This is a genomic window from Psychroserpens sp. (genome assembly GCF_036960315.1).
Classification (GTDB): Bacteria; Bacteroidota; Bacteroidia; order Flavobacteriales; family Flavobacteriaceae; genus Psychroserpens.
Window position 1 is genome coordinate 321,312 of the sequence record NZ_JBALVR010000004.1, and the last position, 18,957, is coordinate 340,268.

Annotated in this window: 12 protein-coding genes; 11 read left to right on the forward strand and 1 reads right to left on the reverse strand. The window is 32.9% G+C overall.

Going from position 1 to position 18,957, the window contains the following annotated elements; genetic code table 11:
• Nucleotides 1-216: 216 nt before the first annotated feature.
• The 11 genes from V7719_RS09485 to V7719_RS09535 all read left to right on the forward strand — a co-directional run bounded on the left by V7719_RS09485 (nt 217) and on the right by V7719_RS09535 (nt 17,046).
• A complete protein-coding gene (locus tag V7719_RS09485; RefSeq protein WP_335729653.1) occupies nt 217-6,084 on the forward strand; it encodes a PKD domain-containing protein in 5,868 nt (1,955 codons plus the stop codon).
• A 5-nt stretch (nt 6,085-6,089) separates the two neighbouring features.
• Nucleotides 6,090-7,094 (forward strand): PorP/SprF family type IX secretion system membrane protein, encoded by a 1,005-nt coding sequence (locus tag V7719_RS09490; protein ID WP_335729654.1) that lies wholly within the window; start codon nt 6,090-6,092, stop codon nt 7,092-7,094.
• 360 nt (nt 7,095-7,454) lie between these two features.
• Nucleotides 7,455-7,901 carry a hypothetical protein gene (locus tag V7719_RS09495; RefSeq protein ID WP_335729655.1) on the forward strand — a complete coding sequence of 149 codons (447 nt, stop codon included), beginning with the start codon at nt 7,455-7,457 and terminating at the stop codon, nt 7,899-7,901.
• 181 nt (nt 7,902-8,082) lie between these two features.
• Nucleotides 8,083-8,712: an MBL fold metallo-hydrolase gene (locus V7719_RS09500; protein ID WP_335729656.1), complete on the forward strand. Its 630-nt coding sequence runs from the start codon at nt 8,083-8,085 to the stop codon at nt 8,710-8,712.
• Nucleotides 8,713-8,991: 279 nt separating this feature from the next.
• Nucleotides 8,992-9,294 (forward strand): DUF1330 domain-containing protein, encoded by a 303-nt coding sequence (locus V7719_RS09505; protein WP_335729657.1) that lies wholly within the window; start codon nt 8,992-8,994, stop codon nt 9,292-9,294.
• Between the two features lie 269 nt (nt 9,295-9,563).
• Complete coding sequence (locus V7719_RS09510; protein ID WP_335729658.1) at nt 9,564-10,535, forward strand: YitT family protein; 972 nt, start codon at nt 9,564-9,566, stop codon at nt 10,533-10,535.
• A 193-nt stretch (nt 10,536-10,728) separates the two neighbouring features.
• Entirely contained in the window at nt 10,729-11,907 is a 1,179-nt protein-coding gene (locus V7719_RS09515; protein WP_335729659.1) for a DUF1624 domain-containing protein, read from the forward strand.
• A 179-nt stretch (nt 11,908-12,086) separates the two neighbouring features.
• Nucleotides 12,087-13,781: a tetratricopeptide repeat-containing sensor histidine kinase gene (locus V7719_RS09520; RefSeq protein WP_335729660.1), complete on the forward strand. Its 1,695-nt coding sequence runs from the start codon at nt 12,087-12,089 to the stop codon at nt 13,779-13,781.
• 2 nt (nt 13,782-13,783) lie between these two features.
• Nucleotides 13,784-14,449 (forward strand): response regulator, encoded by a 666-nt coding sequence (locus tag V7719_RS09525; RefSeq protein WP_335729661.1) that lies wholly within the window; start codon nt 13,784-13,786, stop codon nt 14,447-14,449.
• A 435-nt stretch (nt 14,450-14,884) separates the two neighbouring features.
• Complete coding sequence (locus tag V7719_RS09530) at nt 14,885-15,118, forward strand: hypothetical protein (RefSeq protein WP_335729662.1); 234 nt, start codon at nt 14,885-14,887, stop codon at nt 15,116-15,118.
• Between the two features lie 473 nt (nt 15,119-15,591).
• Nucleotides 15,592-17,046, forward strand: coding sequence for a T9SS type A sorting domain-containing protein (locus V7719_RS09535; RefSeq protein WP_335729663.1), 1,455 nt, complete (start codon nt 15,592-15,594; stop codon nt 17,044-17,046).
• Between the two features lie 959 nt (nt 17,047-18,005).
• Here V7719_RS09535 and V7719_RS09540 read toward each other — a convergent pair.
• On the reverse strand, nt 18,006-18,509 hold the full coding sequence (locus tag V7719_RS09540) for a nuclear transport factor 2 family protein (protein ID WP_335729664.1): 504 nt from the start codon (nt 18,507-18,509) through the stop codon (nt 18,006-18,008).
• Nucleotides 18,510-18,957: the final 448 nt, after the last annotated feature.

Below are 18,957 nucleotides of genomic sequence, written 5' to 3' on the forward strand. Positions count from 1 at the left end.
ATTTTTTATTGGGTAAAAATTTCATAAAATACCTTTGATTGGGTATTCTTTAGAAGCCCTAAATTCAGTTAATTTATAGTATTATTAGTTTTTAGTACAATTAAATGTGAATAGTAAAATTATTGAAAAACTGATAAAAAAATTCCATTAATAGATTTTGTATTGATAGTAATTTAATTACATTTATTTTCTCAAAGAATTAATTTCCATTGATTTATGATTAAAAAGTACATTCTATCATTATTAGTTGTTTGTTTTGTTTTCAGTTTAATAAATGCTATTAATGTTCGCAGTAAAAATTTTAATGATGTATTAGTCATAAAAAGGAATGTTAATGAATCTATATTGCTACTATCAGACGCAAGTATTAGTGGAACGACAACAGTTTGTCTTAATGAGTCACCATTGCCACAAGTTACCTTTACAGGCTCTGGCGGTTCTACACCTTATACGTTTACTTATACGATCAATGGAGGTGCTAATCAAACCATAAGTACAACTGGAAATAATAATGCCGTGTCGTTAAGTGTTAATACAGCTAACGTTGGCGTATTTACATATCAACTTGTCTCAGTTGAAGATGATACTGGTACAGCAGATTCAGTTTCGGGTAGTGCAGTTATAACTGTGATTCTTTCGCCAGATACATCTTTAGGAGGAACGGGTTCAGGAACTACTTTTGAAGGTGTTCCAGTATTTAGACAATGTAGTAATACAACTTCAACATTTACATTTACAAATACATCAACAACTACTTCGACTAACACTAATTATACAATAAGTTGGGGAGATGCTTCAGCAGATTTTAATCAAACGACATGGGCAAGTACAACTCACACATATGACGTTGGTATCTATAATCTTGTTTACACTATCGAAGGAAATAATGGATGTATTAGTACGACAAATTATACAGTTTTTGTTGGCTCGAATCCTGCTGTATCTCTAGGTAATCCAGGTAATACTGATATTTGTAACTCTAGCCCGCTAACGTTTCCTATAACTGGAACTGAAAATAATCCACCAGGAACCACATATACTGTTACGTTTAATGATGGATCAGCACCGCAGACATTTATTCATCCGCCACCTGCAAGCATAACACATACATTCACAACTTCTTCTTGTAATACTGTGAGTTCAGATGGAACTAATACGTATCAAAATTCATTCTCTGCAATTATTGTCGCTTCAAACCCTTGCAGTGCTTCATCAGTTGGAGTTGTTCCTATATATGTTTCCATAGCTCCAGAAGCAGATTTTGATTCTCCAGATATTGCATGTGCTAATACTCAGGTGTGTTTTACTAATACATCAATTGGAGAAGAAAATAATGGTTTGGGTAGTTCTTGTGATACAAGTCCTAATATTATTTGGGATATAACACCCTCTACTGGTTTTGCCATAACTTCGGGTAGTTTAGGAAATGATTTTGGATCTAGTGATCCTGGGCTATGGGTTTCTGGATCTGACAATTTGTGTCTAAGTTTCACTCAAATAGGCACCTATACAATAACTCTAAATACTGGAAACAGATGTGGTAGTGATAGTATTGTTAAAACAATTTGTGTTGAAGATGATTTGGTTCCTGTTTTTACCACAAATGTATCGGAAGGTTGTGGACCTTTAGCAATTACTACATCAAATACAACTGATGAATCAAATGCGTGTCAAACACCAGAATATCTCTGGGAAGTAAATTATATTCCTAGTAATTGTGGAACATCATCCAACTGGAGTTTTACAAATGGAACAGACCAAAATTCATTAAATCCATCATTTAGTTTTGATTCTGCAGGCACTTATGATTTGGTATTGACCGCTACAAATTCATGTGGAACAGCATCTAGTGAACCACAAGAAATAATAGTAAAAGCACCACCAACAGCATCAATTAATGTTATAGATGATGCTTGTGGTGCAGTAGATGTTAACCCTACAGCTATTGTTAATACCTGTGCTCCAGGTACTGAGACTATAACTTATAGTTGGTCTTTTCCCGGCGGTACACCTGCAAGTTCTAATTCACTAAGCCCAGGAACCATTAGTTATTCTGCTGTGGGGAGTTATACGATTACATTTAGTGTGACTAATAGTTGCGGTACTGAAACCGTTACAGAAAGTTTTTCTATTAATGAAATCCCTGCAATTACAAATACGGATCTTAGTCAAACCCTATGTTCAGGTTCTGAAACTATGGCAATCAATTTAATGTCTGATACCACTAATACAACCTATACTTGGACGTCTAATAATCCAACGGGGTTAACCGGCTACCTGTCTTCAGGTGTAACTGATGTAATTCCAGTGCAAACATTAATCAATACTACAAATACTACGGTAACACTTATTTATACGGTTATACCGCAAATTGGAAGTTGTACTGGAGCTCCTGTAGCTTTTGAAATTATAGTTGAACCGGCTCCAATCATAACAATACAGCCATTACCTGATGAAGTTTGTCTCAATGGAACCACGCCAGATTTAACAGTCGCCTATCAAGGTGTAGGAACTCCAAGTTATCAATGGTATGAAAACACGTTAGACAACACTGCAACTGGCACAGCTATAGCGGGTGCTACTTCTCAAACATTTTCGCCTCCTACAAACGTTATAGGAGATACTTATTATTATGTCATCATTACATTTTCAACAGGTGGTTGTAATGAAATCATTTCTGATACGGCATTAATTGAAGTAAAAGAATTTTCGCAAATAGACACTCAACCATTAGATAACCAATCAATTTGTGTGGGAGGTCTCGCAGATCAACTCTTGGTTTCCGTTTCTGGAGGTGCTGGGAATCCAACTTATCAATGGTATAGTAATACAACCAATAGTAATACTGCAGGCACACTAATTACTGGAGCAACAGCATCTAGTTATACACCACCTATTTTTACAACTGTTGGAACTTATTATTTTTATGTTGAAGTTAATTATGGAGCAAGTGGTTGTTCAAACTTAGTAAGTTCTACTTCTGAAATTATAGTTGTAGACGATCCAACTGTTATCACGCAACCAATGGCATCTCAAAGTTTATGTCAAAACACTATGCCAAATGATTTGGAAGTAATTATCTCAGATGGATTGGGTAATATATCCTATCAATGGTATGTAAATGCCACTAATTCTAATGTTGGAGGAACACTCATTGCAGGAGCAACATCTAGTGTGTTTACTCCACCAACGACAGCCGTTGGGACTTTGTTTTATTATTGTATTATCACTCAGGATGTTTCAGGTTGCGAAGTCACTAGTTTATTAGGTGAAGTCGAAGTTACGGCAGCTGCACAATTTACTAATCAGCCAATATCCGACGAATTATGTCTTGGTGAAAGTACTGCCGATTTATTTGTGTCTTATTCAAATGGTAGTGGTGCACCAGCTTATCAATGGTATGAGAACACCATTAATGATACAACATCTGGAATTCTAATTGTAGGAGCGACAACGTCTACATATAGTCCTCCAGTTAGTTCGATTGGGACGACCTATTATTATTGTATTATTACTCTAAGTTCAGGTGGATGTTCTGAAATTATTTCAGAAGTTTCCGAAATCATCGTTAATGTAACCCCTAGTATTAGCAATGCTAATTTTTTAATTTGTAGCGACAATACATTCGAATACATTCCAGATGCTTCCAGTGGAGATGTTGTTCCGGTAAATACCACTTATACATGGTCTACACCAGTTGTTAGTCCAACAGGAAGTATTACAGGCGCTTTAGAACAATTGACAAATACGACGAGTATTTCTCAACTTTTAGTAAATACAACTATAAATCCGGCTACGGTTACTTATACCATAACACCTAAATCTGGTGATTGTGTAGGAGTGGATTTTGCAGTGGTTGTCACTGTTAATCCATCAATTTCTGTGACTTCTCAACTCATAAATAATGATTGCTTTGAGTCTAATAATGCATCTATAGAAATCTCTATAGTTGGAGGCGTTCCTTTTTCAACAGGAAATCCTTATAATATATCATGGGCAGGTCCTAGCGGATTTACAAGCAATGATGAAGATATTTTTAATCTTGAAGCAGGAACATATACTCTAGATATTATTGATGATGGAGGATGTCCTTATTCTGAAATATTTACAATTACAGAACCTGATGTTTTAGAATTTAGTTTTATTGATTTTAATCCTGAAACTATTTCATGTTTTGGAGCAGATGATGGTCAGATAAGTATTGATGTTGCAGGAGGTACAATTCCGTATGACTATAATTGGACTTTAGATGGACTACCGTTTTCTTCAGATGAAGATTTAACAAACTTAGGACCTGGAACCTATACGATTTCTGCAAACGATGCTAATAATTGTGGTCCAATCACAATCGATTTTATAATTATAGAACCCGATGTATTAGAAGTCATTTTAAATACAAAAACTGACGTTCTCTGTTTTGGTGAAAATACTGGAGTTATTTCAATTAATGCGAATGGAGGTCGACTTGATTATGTGTTTTCCTGGACTGGTCCTAATGGGTTTACTAGTGCCAATCAAAATATTAGTGATGTATTTGCTGGTATTTATAATGTGACCTTAACTGATGCATCTGGTTGTACAGATACACTTGAAGTAGAAATCATTCAAAATGATGAAATTAATATCGGCGTGACAACCACTGAGATTGAATGTTATGGTGATAACGATGCTTCAATTATTATTAATTCAATTTCTGGAGGTGTATCACCTTATGATATCGCATGGAGTAATTTTGGAACAGGTAATAGTCAGACTAATCTTTCCGCAGGCACCTATACAATTACAATAACTGATGCTGAAAATTGCTCAAAAGACTTTCCTGTAATTATTGAAGAAGCACCAATTTTTCTAATAGATCCAGTAGTAATGCAAATGTCATGCTCAGGTGAAAATGATGCCAGTATTGTACTTAATTTTGTTGGAGGAATAGATCCTGTTACTGTCGTTTGGGATGATGACGCCTCGGCCGGAACAGAACGAAATAATATAGGGCCAGGAACTTACTCAGTAACAATTACTGATGGCACGCCATGTGTAATCCAAGATAGTTTTACGATTTTTGATATTTTACCATTAGTCTTATCGGCTAATGTCACTAATGCCTTAGATTGTGATGATACTAACAGTGGAGCCATCAACTTACTTATACAAGGAGGGACCCCTCCGTTTTCAATAGTTTGGTCTAATGGAGAGGTAACGGAAGATTTAGGAAATATTCCACCAAATAACTATACAGTTCAGGTTACAGATGCAAATGGTTGTGAAATAACAGGTAGTTGGGATGTTAATAGATTTGAACCTTTGGTTTTAAATGTTGAAACACAATCTGAAGTAGATTGTGAAGCACAAACCGTTGACCAGACTTTTGTAGCTCAAGCATCCGGAGGCGTACCACCATTTGAGTTTACTTGGTCTAGTGGAACAGTTAGCGGATTGAACAATGAATTAATGACAACAGAGCAAAACGGATTGGTCATTTTAGATGTTGTCGACAGTTTAGGATGTAGTACTAATTTTAGCCTTAATGTAGAGATTCCTGTACTCGGTGATCCAAGTTTCACAACTACCTCTATAGGCTTCACTAATTTTGGTATTTTTTCAATACAAGATCCGATACAATTTACGAATACTGCTACAGGAGATTATGAAAGTATTTTGTGGAATTTTGGAGATGGAGCTTTTTCGGCAGAGGAAAATCCAATACATACCTATGTTGCCATTGGTAATTATGTAGTGACTCAAACTGTAACATATCCATTTGGTTGTGTGTATGAAGCTGTTGTGACCCTAATCGTAGAAGAAGGGTATAAACTAATCTTTCCAGACGCATTTACTCCAAATGAAGACAACCTCAATGATTTCTTTGTTCCTAAGTATATTGGATTAAATACTATTGAATTTAATATCTATGATACATGGGGAAACCTTATATATTCCGAATCCGAACAAGAGAGTCTTATAGGTTGGAATGGTGAAATAAATGATAAACCTACTGAAAACGGAAATTACTATTACACTTTTTCTGCCATGTCGTTTTATAATAAAGTGATTGAAAAACAAGGTGTTTTTGTATTTCTAAAATAACAAAAATGAAGTTAAAACAAATAATATTTTTTGCATTAATTCTAGTTAGTTTTAGTGTAAAAGCTCAAGATCCAATATTTTCTCAGGCTACTTTTGTTCCTGAAACTTTAAATCCAGGATTTGCTGGTTTTGAGGATAAAGAAAGGATACATGCAGGACTTTTAAGCAGATTGCAATGGCCTGGATTAGATTCTAGGATTAATACACAATATGCATTTGCGAACCAATCTTTTGAAGGGAGACATCTCAATTTTGGTTTGGGATTTAATGCGCAATGGCAGTATGAAACCTTTAATAATTATAATTTCTTTCAGTTTAATGCTGATTATGCTTATCGTTTACAAATTAGTCAACATTCAACGTTAAGACCAGCTATAGAAGTAGGCTTTGGAGATAAAAGTAACCGATTTCGAAATCTTACTCTTGGAGATCAGATAAATATTAATTCAGGTGTTATTGATCCAATATCTATTGATCCTCTGGGAAATAATACAAGTAGCGCTATTTATTTTGATTTTTCAACAGGTATCGTTTTTGAACGCGCTGAGATTGGAAACAATGATATTTCTTACTGGATTGGCGCCTCAGTCAAACATATTAATAGACCAAATATTTCATTTGTAAATGGAGAGAAGGTGCCTTTAGATATTTTTATGTCATTGCATGGTAATTATACGTTTCCTGTTATGAATGATTATTTAGTTTCGCTCACAGGAAATTATATGCGTCAAGGTGAAGCCGATCGTTTAGATCTTGGGTCTTTAATGCATTATGGGGAATTTATGTTAGGAATAACCGCGACTACAAATCCTGCTCGAAGCACACCGAATAGTCATTTGTTGACATCAATTAATGGCTTTGTTGGTATTGAGTTTACCGAATTTAGATTTGGTATATCTTATGACAAGAATGTATCAAAATTAGGAAACACCGAAGGTGTTTATGAGTTTTCTATGACTTATCTTTCAAGATGCAGAAATTGTAATACCAGAAGAGGAAGAAAGAAATAGAGCTGTAAACCTGAATTTTCTGGTTACTCTATAGTACACGTATTAATGCGTGCCTTTTTTTTATGTGTTCATGGCATCCGAGACAAAATCGTAAGAAATTTCTGTTATTTTATTTTTGATTTTTGAATGCTTTGTCTATCTTTAAATTCTCCCTTTTTTATTAATTCGTATAAATATTCTTTTATCCCAACAATAAAAGGAGATAAATCTGATATTTATGGACATGTAACGAGTTAGCAACAAGCTGAAAAAAGTAATTCTGAAGATTTAAATATTAATATCAAATAAAAAAATATTAAATAATTTTCAGGATATTTAATATCATGATTGTTATATAATAAACATAAAAAATCAACAATTATGAAAAAATTATTATTGCTATCAGTATTAACATTAAGCTTAATGAGCTGTGAACAAGATGATTCAAATGAAATACTAGATCCTGCAGTATATGATATTGAAGGTAAATGGTTATTTGCCTCAGATACACCTGGTATAAGTGAACAAGGTATCTCAAATACCATGTACATTTTTGAAAATGGAACAAGGTATACTTATTACTGTGTTGGAGATGATTGCGAGTCCCAATATGAAACATTTGAAGCAGGAGATTCTAATGCCATCCCAGGAACGAACGAATATACATTTGAAGATGGTATTTTAACCATTGATTTAAATTTTGGTAATATACAAGTCCTTCCACTTATATTTGATTGTGATGGAGTTAGAATTAACTTTCAAGACACTGAGTCCCCAGATAGATACGATTGGGTAAGATTAGGAGCTGATGAGAATAATTGTAATTAACAGAGGTGTCGATAAAAATAGCCAGTAGCTAACAACGTATATAAAAAATAGCTAATTAAGCGCAATCCATTTGGTTTGCGCTTTTTTTAATACATTTATATAATATGAAAAATCGCTCTTATTAAAACGCTACTTTTCATATACAATAACGTTGGCAAACATAACAAATAGGAAAGCGAATATGCACAAAATAGAAGATGACTTATGGGAAACAGAACCACAATCTCCATTCCCAGGAATGTACACACACGCTTACTTTTTGATGTGTGCTGAAGGAAATGTGCTTATTTACAATACCTCTAATGAAAGTGACTTTGATTGGATTGAAGAAAAAGGGGGAATAAACATACAATATTTGAGTCATAGAGATGAAGTTAGTTCATCATTGAGCTCTATTAAAAAGCGATTTAATTCAGATTTGGCATGCCATTATTTGGAACGAGAATTTGCTGAAAAATTTAGACCTGTGAACGTAGTTATTGAAGGTAACCAAACTCACTTTTCCGGTATTCAAATTATTCACTCTCCCGGACATACTAACGGAAGTATTTCCTTTTTATATGACTCTCCACACGGTCTCAGGTACCTTTTCACAGGCGACACCGTGTTCTATGCCAAGAACAAGTGGAACTCACTGATATTTCCAGGACATGATGGAGACAAAAACGCATTAATCAAGACCCTTCAAAATTACATTTCATTAGAACCAGATCTCGTGATTTCCAGCGGTTCATCAGAACCTATAACATGTACTCCAGTTACTTCTGAAGAATGGGTCAATGGAATTAATAATTTGATTATTAGATTATGATTTATAACCACTAGGACTAATAAAAAACGATTGCCAACAACGTGTATAATTCATTGCTAGTGCAATGATTACTTGGAAAATCCTACGGATTTTCCTCTGGCTCGTTTTCTTTTGCTAAATTAGTTACCTAAACACGCAACAAAAGTCATAAACGAACACGTTGGCAACACGCGAGAAAATCTACTTTGAGTAATTTTCAACGACAAAATTTTTCAAATTTGAAATGGATATAATTAATAGAAATATAGTTTTATAGTAATTAATTTTAAATTCAATATTATGATTTATTATTCAGTATTAGATATAACTCCATCCACAGATAAATGGATAGAAGGTTATGTTTTATCAGCGAACAAGTTAGTTTCAAAACACGGAGGTAAGTTTCTGGCAAGAACAACTAGTCACGAACAGCTCGAAGGAAAAGTATCTGATGCTGCTTTTCGAACAATTATTGAGTGGCCATCAAAAGAAGATGCTTTAGCATTTATGAAAGACCCTGAATATATTCCACATCTTGAAGCTCGTACAAAAGGTTCTGCAAGCAACCATTATCTTATTGCAGGTAAAGATGAACTTAAATAAAAAAATCAATAAAAAAACACCATGAGTTTTTATAGTGCTTTATAAAAATTTACACCGTTTAGAATAGAAGAGCCAGTTGCCAAAACCGTGTATAATTCATTGCTAGTGCAATGATTACTTTGAAAATCCTACGGATTTTCCTCTGACTCGTTTTCTTTTGCTAAATTAGTTACCTAAACACGCAACGAAACCATATACAAACCCGTTATGTGACATTATAAAAAATATTAAAGAGGAAAGATTATTAGCAAGAACGTAAAAAAAATGAAATGAACCCATTTATTCAACAAATAATCGTTGCCACAGTAAAACATCGGCTTAAAAAAAAGAATAAACAGATTACGGATAGAAAACTTTTGAGCGAAGTTCAAATTTTAAAAGTTAATATCACTCATATATTCAGAGATACTGTTTTTGTCTTAATTGGAATTGTTTCAGCTGGTTTTGGGCTCAAAGGATTTTTATTACCTAATTCATTTATAGATGGTGGTGCTATGGGTATTTCGCTGTTAATATCTGAAACCACCAATGTGTCGTTATCCCTACTCATTGTAGTTATCAATTTTCCATTTATAATTCTTGGGTTTTCGCAAATTGGGAAACAATTTGCTTTTAAGAGTATTTTAGCAATTATTGGACTTGCCTTAATTGTTCACTTTATACCTTATCCTTTAATAACATCTGACAAATTACTTATCGCTGTTTTTGGCGGGTTTTTCCTAGGTGCAGGCATAGGAATGGCAATTCGTGGAGGGGCAGTCATAGATGGGACTGAGGTGTTAGCAATTTATTTAAGTAAGAAAACAGGACTAACGATTGGAGACGTAATATTAATTTTTAACATTATAATATTCTCATTCGGTGCTTACATTCTATCAATAGAAGTTGCTTTATATGCAATGCTAACATATATAGCTGCTGCAAAAACTGTAGATTTTGTAATTGAAGGAGTTGAAGAATACACAGGAATAACAATCATATCAGATAAAAGTGATAAAATAAGGTTAATGATTACTGAAAAATTAGGAAGAGGAGTTACCATTTATTCTGGGAAAGGTGGGTTTGGAACAAAAGGCCATAATTTAAAACAAATTGACATTCTTTATACAGTTGTAACTAGACTTGAAATTGCAAGATTGCGCACAGAAATTGATATAATTGACTCTGATTCATTTATAATAATGAATAGCATAAAGGATACAAAAGGGGGAATGATAAAGAAACGACGATTAGAAAAATAAATCAACGGCACATAACAATGTATATAAAAAATAGCGGTTTAAGTGTTAGAACAAAAGTATAAACATAAAATAAAGGTCCCTATTAAACTGAAAAGTTAGCGTCTTTTTACACGCCACTAATCATATACAAATACGTTACCCAACATTATAACAGAGCTAAATATTAACATATTTACAATAAAACAAAACGTCAATGCAAATTAAAACCAAGCGAATTGAATCCATTGATATTTTAAGAGGACTCGTAATGATTATAATGGCATTAGACCATACAAGAGATTATTTTCATTATAGCTCTTTTTTGGGAGATCCTACAAATATGGAAACTACCACTCCTTTTTTGTTTTTCACTCGGTTTATAACCAATTTTTGTGCACCGGTATTTGTATTCTTAGCCGGTACTTCGGCTTTTTTATATGGCACTAATAAATCCAAATCAGAACTTTCTAAATTCTTGCTCACTAGAGGACTTTGGCTCATTCTTTTAGAAATCACTTTAAATAACCTCATTTGGACTTTTGATTTTACCCATGATAAAATAATTTTTCAAGTTATTTGGGCTATTGGTTTTAGCATGGTTTGCTTATCGTTTCTAATATACTTACCAAAAAAAGTAATTCTCATCATTGGTATTATGTTAGTTGCAGGTCATAATTTATTAGATGGAATTGTCTTTGAAGGCACCAGTTTTAAATCTGTGGTTTGGTATTTATTGCATCAACAAGAGCGTTTGCCCTTATACCCATTTAAATTAGCAGTATTTCATTACCCTGTTATTCCATGGATTGGATTAATGGTTCTTGGTTACTGCTTTGGCACCTTTTATAAAAAGAAATTTGATGTTACAATAAGAAAAAAATGGTTGTTAATTTTAGGATTAGGTTCCATTGCATTATTCTTCATTATAAGAGGAATAAATGTTTATGGAAATCTATTACCATGGTCTGTTCAAAAGAATACAACTTTTACAATTTTGTCATTTTTTAACGTTACCAAATATCCGCCCTCATTAGCCTATTTATTAATTACAATGGGGCCTTCTTTATTGTTTTTATACGCTATAGAAAATTATAAAAATAGGGCTACCAATTTCCTCTTGGTGTTTGGAAGAGTTCCTCTCTACTTTTATTTTGTACACGTGTTTGTTATTCATGCCTTTGCTATAATTGGTATTCTTATTTTTGGTGGAAATTGGCATGATTTAATTGGTGACGGATCTGGATGGTCTTTAAATTTAGTCAACTATGGTTATTCCTTATTTATCGTTTATGTTGTGTGGATGAGTATCGTTATTTTACTATACCCTAGTTGCAAGAAATACATGATTTATAAAGCAAATAATAAAGATAAATGGTGGTTGAGTTATTTATAAATCCCAGTTATCCACAGATGCGGGATAGTTAGTTCTTGTTAAAACTAATTTCACAATCGTTTAAAAAAACGTGTTCAGTTCTGTGTTCACTTATTATTTATAATAATCTTAATCAAGATTAAAATAAATATTCTAATATTCAATTTTAAAGGGTTGAAAAATAATTCTATTTTTGAGGAATGAAGACATACAAAGGTTCATTCCTCTTTTTTTATTTTTTTATCTGTGCTGTTATACTGTACTCACCATATGTTTTACATGCACAAGAGATTAAAGCTGGTGATAGCTTGGCGCACTATAGCACCCTAGCATTTAATTCCAAAAATAGTACTGACTTAACTAATACCTATGCATTTTTCAAACAACGTAGTCAACAGAGTTTAAAAAATGAAGACACCTTAAATGTAATTCATGATTTAAGGTATATAGCAATCATTCAATTTGAATTAGGTTTATTACAAGAGAGTGAAACCACGGCAGTGTCTGCGCTTGGTTTTATTGATAATTTGAAGGCGAATGGTTCTAATACTACTGAGCCTAAGGTGGGTTTGAATAATCATTTGGGTCGGGTATTTACGGAATTACACGATTATCCAAGTGCTTTAAAATATTTTAGTACAGCCCTAAAATTACAACAAGACCCTAAAGAACTTAATTCGATTCTTAATAATGTAGGGTTTATATATTATAAGCAAGCCAATTATCAAAAAGCCTTAGAAGAATTTACCAAGGTGCATCAAACCAATTTGACTTTTAATGATACAGCGAAGACTGCTAGGTCATTGAGTAATATTGGAATGACTATGTCTAAAATGAAGCGATCCGAGGGTTTAGATAGTCTTACAAAGGCGCTACAACTTAGAAAATCAATTGGTTATAAGAATGGCATAATTGGCAGCTATTTACAATTGGCTGAGTATCACCAAGAGAGAGGTGATTTAGCAAGTGCAAATGGTTATGCGAATAAGGCAGAGCAATTGGCAGTATCATATGGAAATACTCATCTGGAAGTTGAAGCACTATCAGTGTTAATGCAGTTAAATCCTAATACTAATGTGCAGCGCTATACGAGGATGGTTGATAGCATTAATGTTGCGAAGCTAAATGTTCAAAACAGGTATGCGGCAAAAAAGTATGGGTTGGAAAAACAAGAACGACTTGCAAAAGAAAATGAACTCAAATTGATAACCATTGAGTTAGATAAAGAACAACAGAAAAGACGGGCTAACTCTTCTATGTTTGTTGCAATTCTAATTCTGTTATCCGCGATTTTCACTGTTATCTATATGAGATCGAAACACAAAAAAGAAAAGCTTCAAGAGGTCTATGACACTGAATCCCGGATCTCTAAAAAAGTCCATGATGAGGTCGCCAATGATGTATACCATGTCATGACCAAATTACAGGCTGAGACTAATAATAAAGAAGACGTATTAGATCATCTGGAACATATTTACACAAAAACGAGAGACATCTCTAAAGAAAATAGTGAGATCCATGTCGAGGAAAATTTTCACGACCTTCTCAAGGATTTATTGTCGAGTTATCAAAATGCCGAACTCAATGTTATTACAAAGAATGCGACAAAAATAGATTGGAATAATATCTCAGACTTAAAGAAAACAACGATTTATAGAGTACTACAAGAATTAATGACCAATATGCGTAAACATAGTAAGGCATCAATTGTGGTTATTAGTTTTGATCGTGTGAATGATAAAATAAGTATCCAATACAAGGATAATGGAATAGGTTGCGATCTGGTAAAAAGCAATGGTTTGCAAAATACGGAATCCCGTATGGTATCAATAAATAGTTCTATTAAATTTGAATCTCAAATTAACAATGGTTTTAAAGCCATAATGAGTATTTAACTATGTTTTCAAAAGTATTAGTATCAGACGATTTAGGAAGTATCAACCAAGGCGTGTTAACCGTATTAGATACTTTGAAAGTTCCAAAATTTGAACAAGTCCAGTATTGTGATGATGCCTATATAAAAATTAAACGAGGTATACATGATAAAGAACCTTACCAATTATTAATTACGGATCTCTCTTTTAAGGTCGACCATCGGGAGCAAAAATTCAGTTCAGGTGAGGATTTGATTAAAGAACTTAGGGCTGAACATCCTGAATTGAAAATTATAGTGTATTCTGTTGAAGATCGCCTGCAAAAAGTAAGAACACTTATGCAAATTCATAAAGTTGACGCCTATGTATGTAAGGGGAGAAGAGGCCTAATCGAATTGGCAGAGGCCATTGATTACGTTTATAATAATAACACCTTCGTGTCACATCAAATAGCACATGCTTTAAGTCCGAAAGCCGATTTAGAAATTGAAGATTATGATATCGATCTTATAAAACATATGGCTAATGGCTTATCACAAGATGAGATTAGCCAAGTATTTAAAAACAATAACATCTCACCGAGTAGTCTTAGTTCTATTGAAAAACGCCTGAATAAACTTCGTATTCAATTCAAAGCTAATAACGCCATACATCTTGTGGCAATAGTTAAAGATTTAGGGCTTATTTAATACAATCCAGTCCCTTACGGGAAACAGTAAAATAGTTAGGTCTACAGTAATTATATTTAACTAATCATTGCGTTTTTAGGGAAGTATAAGGATCTTGTTGTTAGACGTAATGATGACCACTAAATAGAGGTATTCTTTGCAGAATATCTCTATTTTATTTGAAGATATGGGTTCCCGTAAGATGTATTAGAATCTTGTCTATATATTTAAGGGCTATTAATCAATTTTGAGCCTAAATGTTTAGGTTATTCTAAAAGGTACGTATATATACGTGCCTTTTTTTATGGGTTTACGGGATGCCGTAAGGGAATATCTAAATATGGAGTTAGGTTTGGGATAGAGAATATAGTTAGTAGCTTAAAATCCAATATCTTAATTAAATAGATTCGTTTGATCGACAATTGAATAATAAGTTCAATTTTTAAAATGTAAGAAATGGTTAATGATAAAATTAAAATCACCCCTAAACGACTCAAATTTATTGAAAAATATGCTGAGTTTGACGATAGTGAGACTTTAAAAGAGATGCTTTTTGCTCAACAGATACAAAATGAAAAACTTGAAAAGATAAGAAGTGATACATCTAAATTAGTTTGGTGGCTTATTGCGCTACCTATAATTATATTTTTCGTTTTTACTATATTGGGTATAGGTGGATTGGCTATTTAGCTTTGAAAGAAGAAATCAGAACTATTGAGAATACTTCGTTCCATGTGTAGATGGTTGTGTTTATGGACCTACAAAAAGGCCAACTAAACGAGAGCTAGACGAAATGAAATCCTTTGAAGCAGTTGAAGAAAATATGTTGATAGAATTTGTGAGAAATGCAACTAAACAATTAGTATCTGAAATGAGAAACTAACGAAAAAAGTACTGGGGGTAACAACGTATATAATCAATAGCTAGTGCAAGCCTACTTACGAATTTGTAATAATAATTACTCTTTAAATCTTCTGATTTACAGATCATGTTGCCTTTTCAGTATATTCTGAAGGGATCTAAGGACTATTTATTCGGATATAAGTAGTTGTACATAATGCTGACCCGTCCTGAATAAAGGTTACATAATTTTAAACATTATGTGCAAAAAATGACAAAGTAATTATAGATTAATCCTTAATTTTGTAAGAAAATATAATTTTATGAAAAGAATTACTTTACTTTTTGTGTTACTCCCTTTTTTAGGGTTGAGTCAGGTACAAGTCGGTCAGGATATTAATGGTTCTGCGGCTGGAGTAATATCTGGTTATGATGTAGAATTATCGCAAAACGGTAATTTTTTAGTAGTTAGTGAACCATTAGCTAGTGATAATGGTACCGAATCTGGAAAAGTGAAAGTTTATGAGAATCAATCAGGAATTTGGACACAAATAGGTTCTGATATTACAGGAGATTCACAATTTAATTATTTTGGATGGAATGTAGAGATAGCTAATAATGGTAATATAATTGCTATTTCAACGCCTTATAATAGTAATGCAGGTGCAAGTGCTGGACACGCAAAAGTTTATGAAAACCAATCAGGAGTTTGGACACAAATAGGTTCTGATATTGAAGGTTTAAATAATGATCAATTAGGATGGGGTTTAAGTTTATCTTCAGACGGATCTATATTAGCTATTGGAGCTCCTTCTAACGATGCAAATGGAAGTAATTCTGGTCATGTAAAAGTTTATGAGAATCAATCAGGTACTTGGGTGCAATTAGGTAATGAAATATCTGGTGATTTAATGAGTGATCAATTTGGCTTTAGTGTAGATTTATCTTCAGATGGATCAGTAGTGGCTATAGGAACTCCCTTTGGTTTAAATTCTCAAAGTATAGCATCTGGTTATGTGAAAGTTTATGAAAACCAGTCAGGTACTTGGACACAAATAGGTTCTAAAATTTCTGGAACTGCTGAATTTGATCAATTTGGAAGAGATATTGAATTATCAAATAATGGAAATAGAATTATAATTGGTGCTCCAAGCAATGATCCTAATAATCGTGCAGGATTTTGTCAGGTTTATGTAATTCAATCTGGTGTTTGGGTACAATTAGGTTCTACACTTACTAAAAATATTAATAATGATTATTTTGGTAATGGTGTTTCAATTTCTAATACCGATGATTCGGTTATTGCAATTGGTTCAAGGTTAGAAAATAATAATTCTGGAAGTACTAGTGTTTATAAATTTATATTTGGAGATTGGCAACAAATAGGTAATACGATATCTGGAACCAATTCAGGTGATCAATTAGGGTCTTGTATTAATTTGAGAAGTAATAATTTAGCTATAGGCATACCAAATAGTGGTGTTAATGGTAATAATTCTGGTCAAACTAAAGTTTTTAATATTTCTAATTTATTATCTATAGAAGAAAATGAATTGTCTAACTTCAAACTCTACCCCAACCCATCAAAAACTCAATTTACAATTCAGCTAGATCCTTCTGTTCAATTAGAAAAAGTGTTTATTTATAATACTTTAGGACAAGTAGTCGCAGCTTCTGAAGAAACAGTTGTAAGTACCTCAAAATTAGCTTCTGGATCTTATATTGTTGAAATCATAACCAACCAAGGAAAATCTAGCAAAAAGCTAATTATAGAATAATCGTAAATTCAAAATAAAATACCTTAAAGACCTGTAAATTTACAGGTCTTTTACATTAATTTAACGCTAATAGCAAACCATTAAATAATTAAACCGCGGATTTGCAGAAACTTAATACTTCTATTAATGTGGTCAATGAGCGTAGTCGAAGTGAAAACATTAACGTCTTCACTCTAAGAATTAAGTTATTAAAAACGATAAGATTCCTTTTTTCAAAGGAATACAAATTAAATGACAAAAAAGAGACACGGTAAACCTTCAAACAATTAGATTTCCAACTTAACAAATCCAATTCTAAGTATTTTAAGAAAAGATAGAAACTCAACCTTTAACTATAAACAAATTACTGCTAAACTAGGTGTTAACGATGCAAATAGCTGAAACCAAATTATAAAAAATTACAACAACCTAAAGCTTAGCAAGATATATAAGAATTAGAACGCGGCAAGTTTAAAGCCATTGTTAATACTGAATATCATAGAGGTATTTTAGATTTAGCCACTAACGGAAATAAATATATAAGATTAATGATTTTGAAGGGAGTGTATTCATTTCTTCAAACAACATTAATAAAGCCTTAAACGGTGACGAAATAGAATTCTACGCTTGCAAAAGACGTCATAGAGGGAAATAGGAAGGAGAAATTACTAATATAATAAAACGTGTAAAATCGGAATATGTAGGTACTATTCAAAACATTAAATTTGGGCAAACAAACGAAATATAGAGTATGATTTTTTGTATGATGCAAATCATTACTATGAAATTAAAAGCTATTAAAAAAGCACTATGTACAACAACGTGTATAATTAATTGCTTGGTTGGTTAAGACGAGGAACTTCTCCTACAAATTACTATCTTTAACTAATCGGAATATTCTAAACGAAATTCCCGCAAATAACAATACACAAATCCGTTGTGCGTCATTATGACTAACCAATGACAAATGCTGTAGTAGATTATTCTTCAGAGTTTTGGTTAGAATCAACTAAGATAACTTCTGCCGCTTGTTTGGTATCCGCAAATTGCTGAAACGATGAAATCAAGGAATCTTTCAATGTAAAAAAGTGAGCAAATTGAGCATCTAATATTTTCCCATTCGCTTTGTTCTTGGCTTGATAGCGCCCAGTTGCTAATACTTTGTCTGACTCCACATTATAGGTCTTAATACCTACAAGATTCCAATATTCCCATTCTTCTCCGATACGTTGAAAAACACCAGACACGATAGCATCTTTGCCAACATAAGGATTGCCATCAGCGTAAATAAAATTCTCTGCTTCATTCCATTGAATATCGTCAGTAAATCCAGCGAGCACAGTCTCAATATCACCGACACTAAAAGCTTTATAAATAGCTTGTACATAATCAGTATTAGATACTTTAGGCATTTCCACTTCCTTTTTATTATTATAACAAGCAAAAAGGGTTAATGCAATCGAAAATAGAATTAGTCTTTTCATTGTTAGGTTGATTTAATGAATTCTAAAGATAAGGAATTTTGAGTTTTAGGGATTTTAAGGTCTAACATTCCTGATATTATAATATATCCAAAAGAATGCTAAAGTACTTATAAAGGAAACGTAAATAGATAAATAACGAATGCACAACAACGTGTATAATTAATTGCTTGTTCTCGTCTACTTTATAAATTCCTACGGTATTGCCAACTTGGTGCGTACTTGCAAAGTTTAATGCTAATCCCCGCAACTACTCATAGCCAAACACGTTGTGTTTCATTATAACTAACCTGTAATCAAAGGATTAAATTCTTTAGGAAAATACGTTATTAAATAAAGTGCGGAAACAGCAAATTAAATTATAGATTTCTACGCATGTAGGAACTTAGATACTTATTTATTATATTTACTTAACCCTTTGATTCTATGGTGTGTATTTTTACAACCTTAT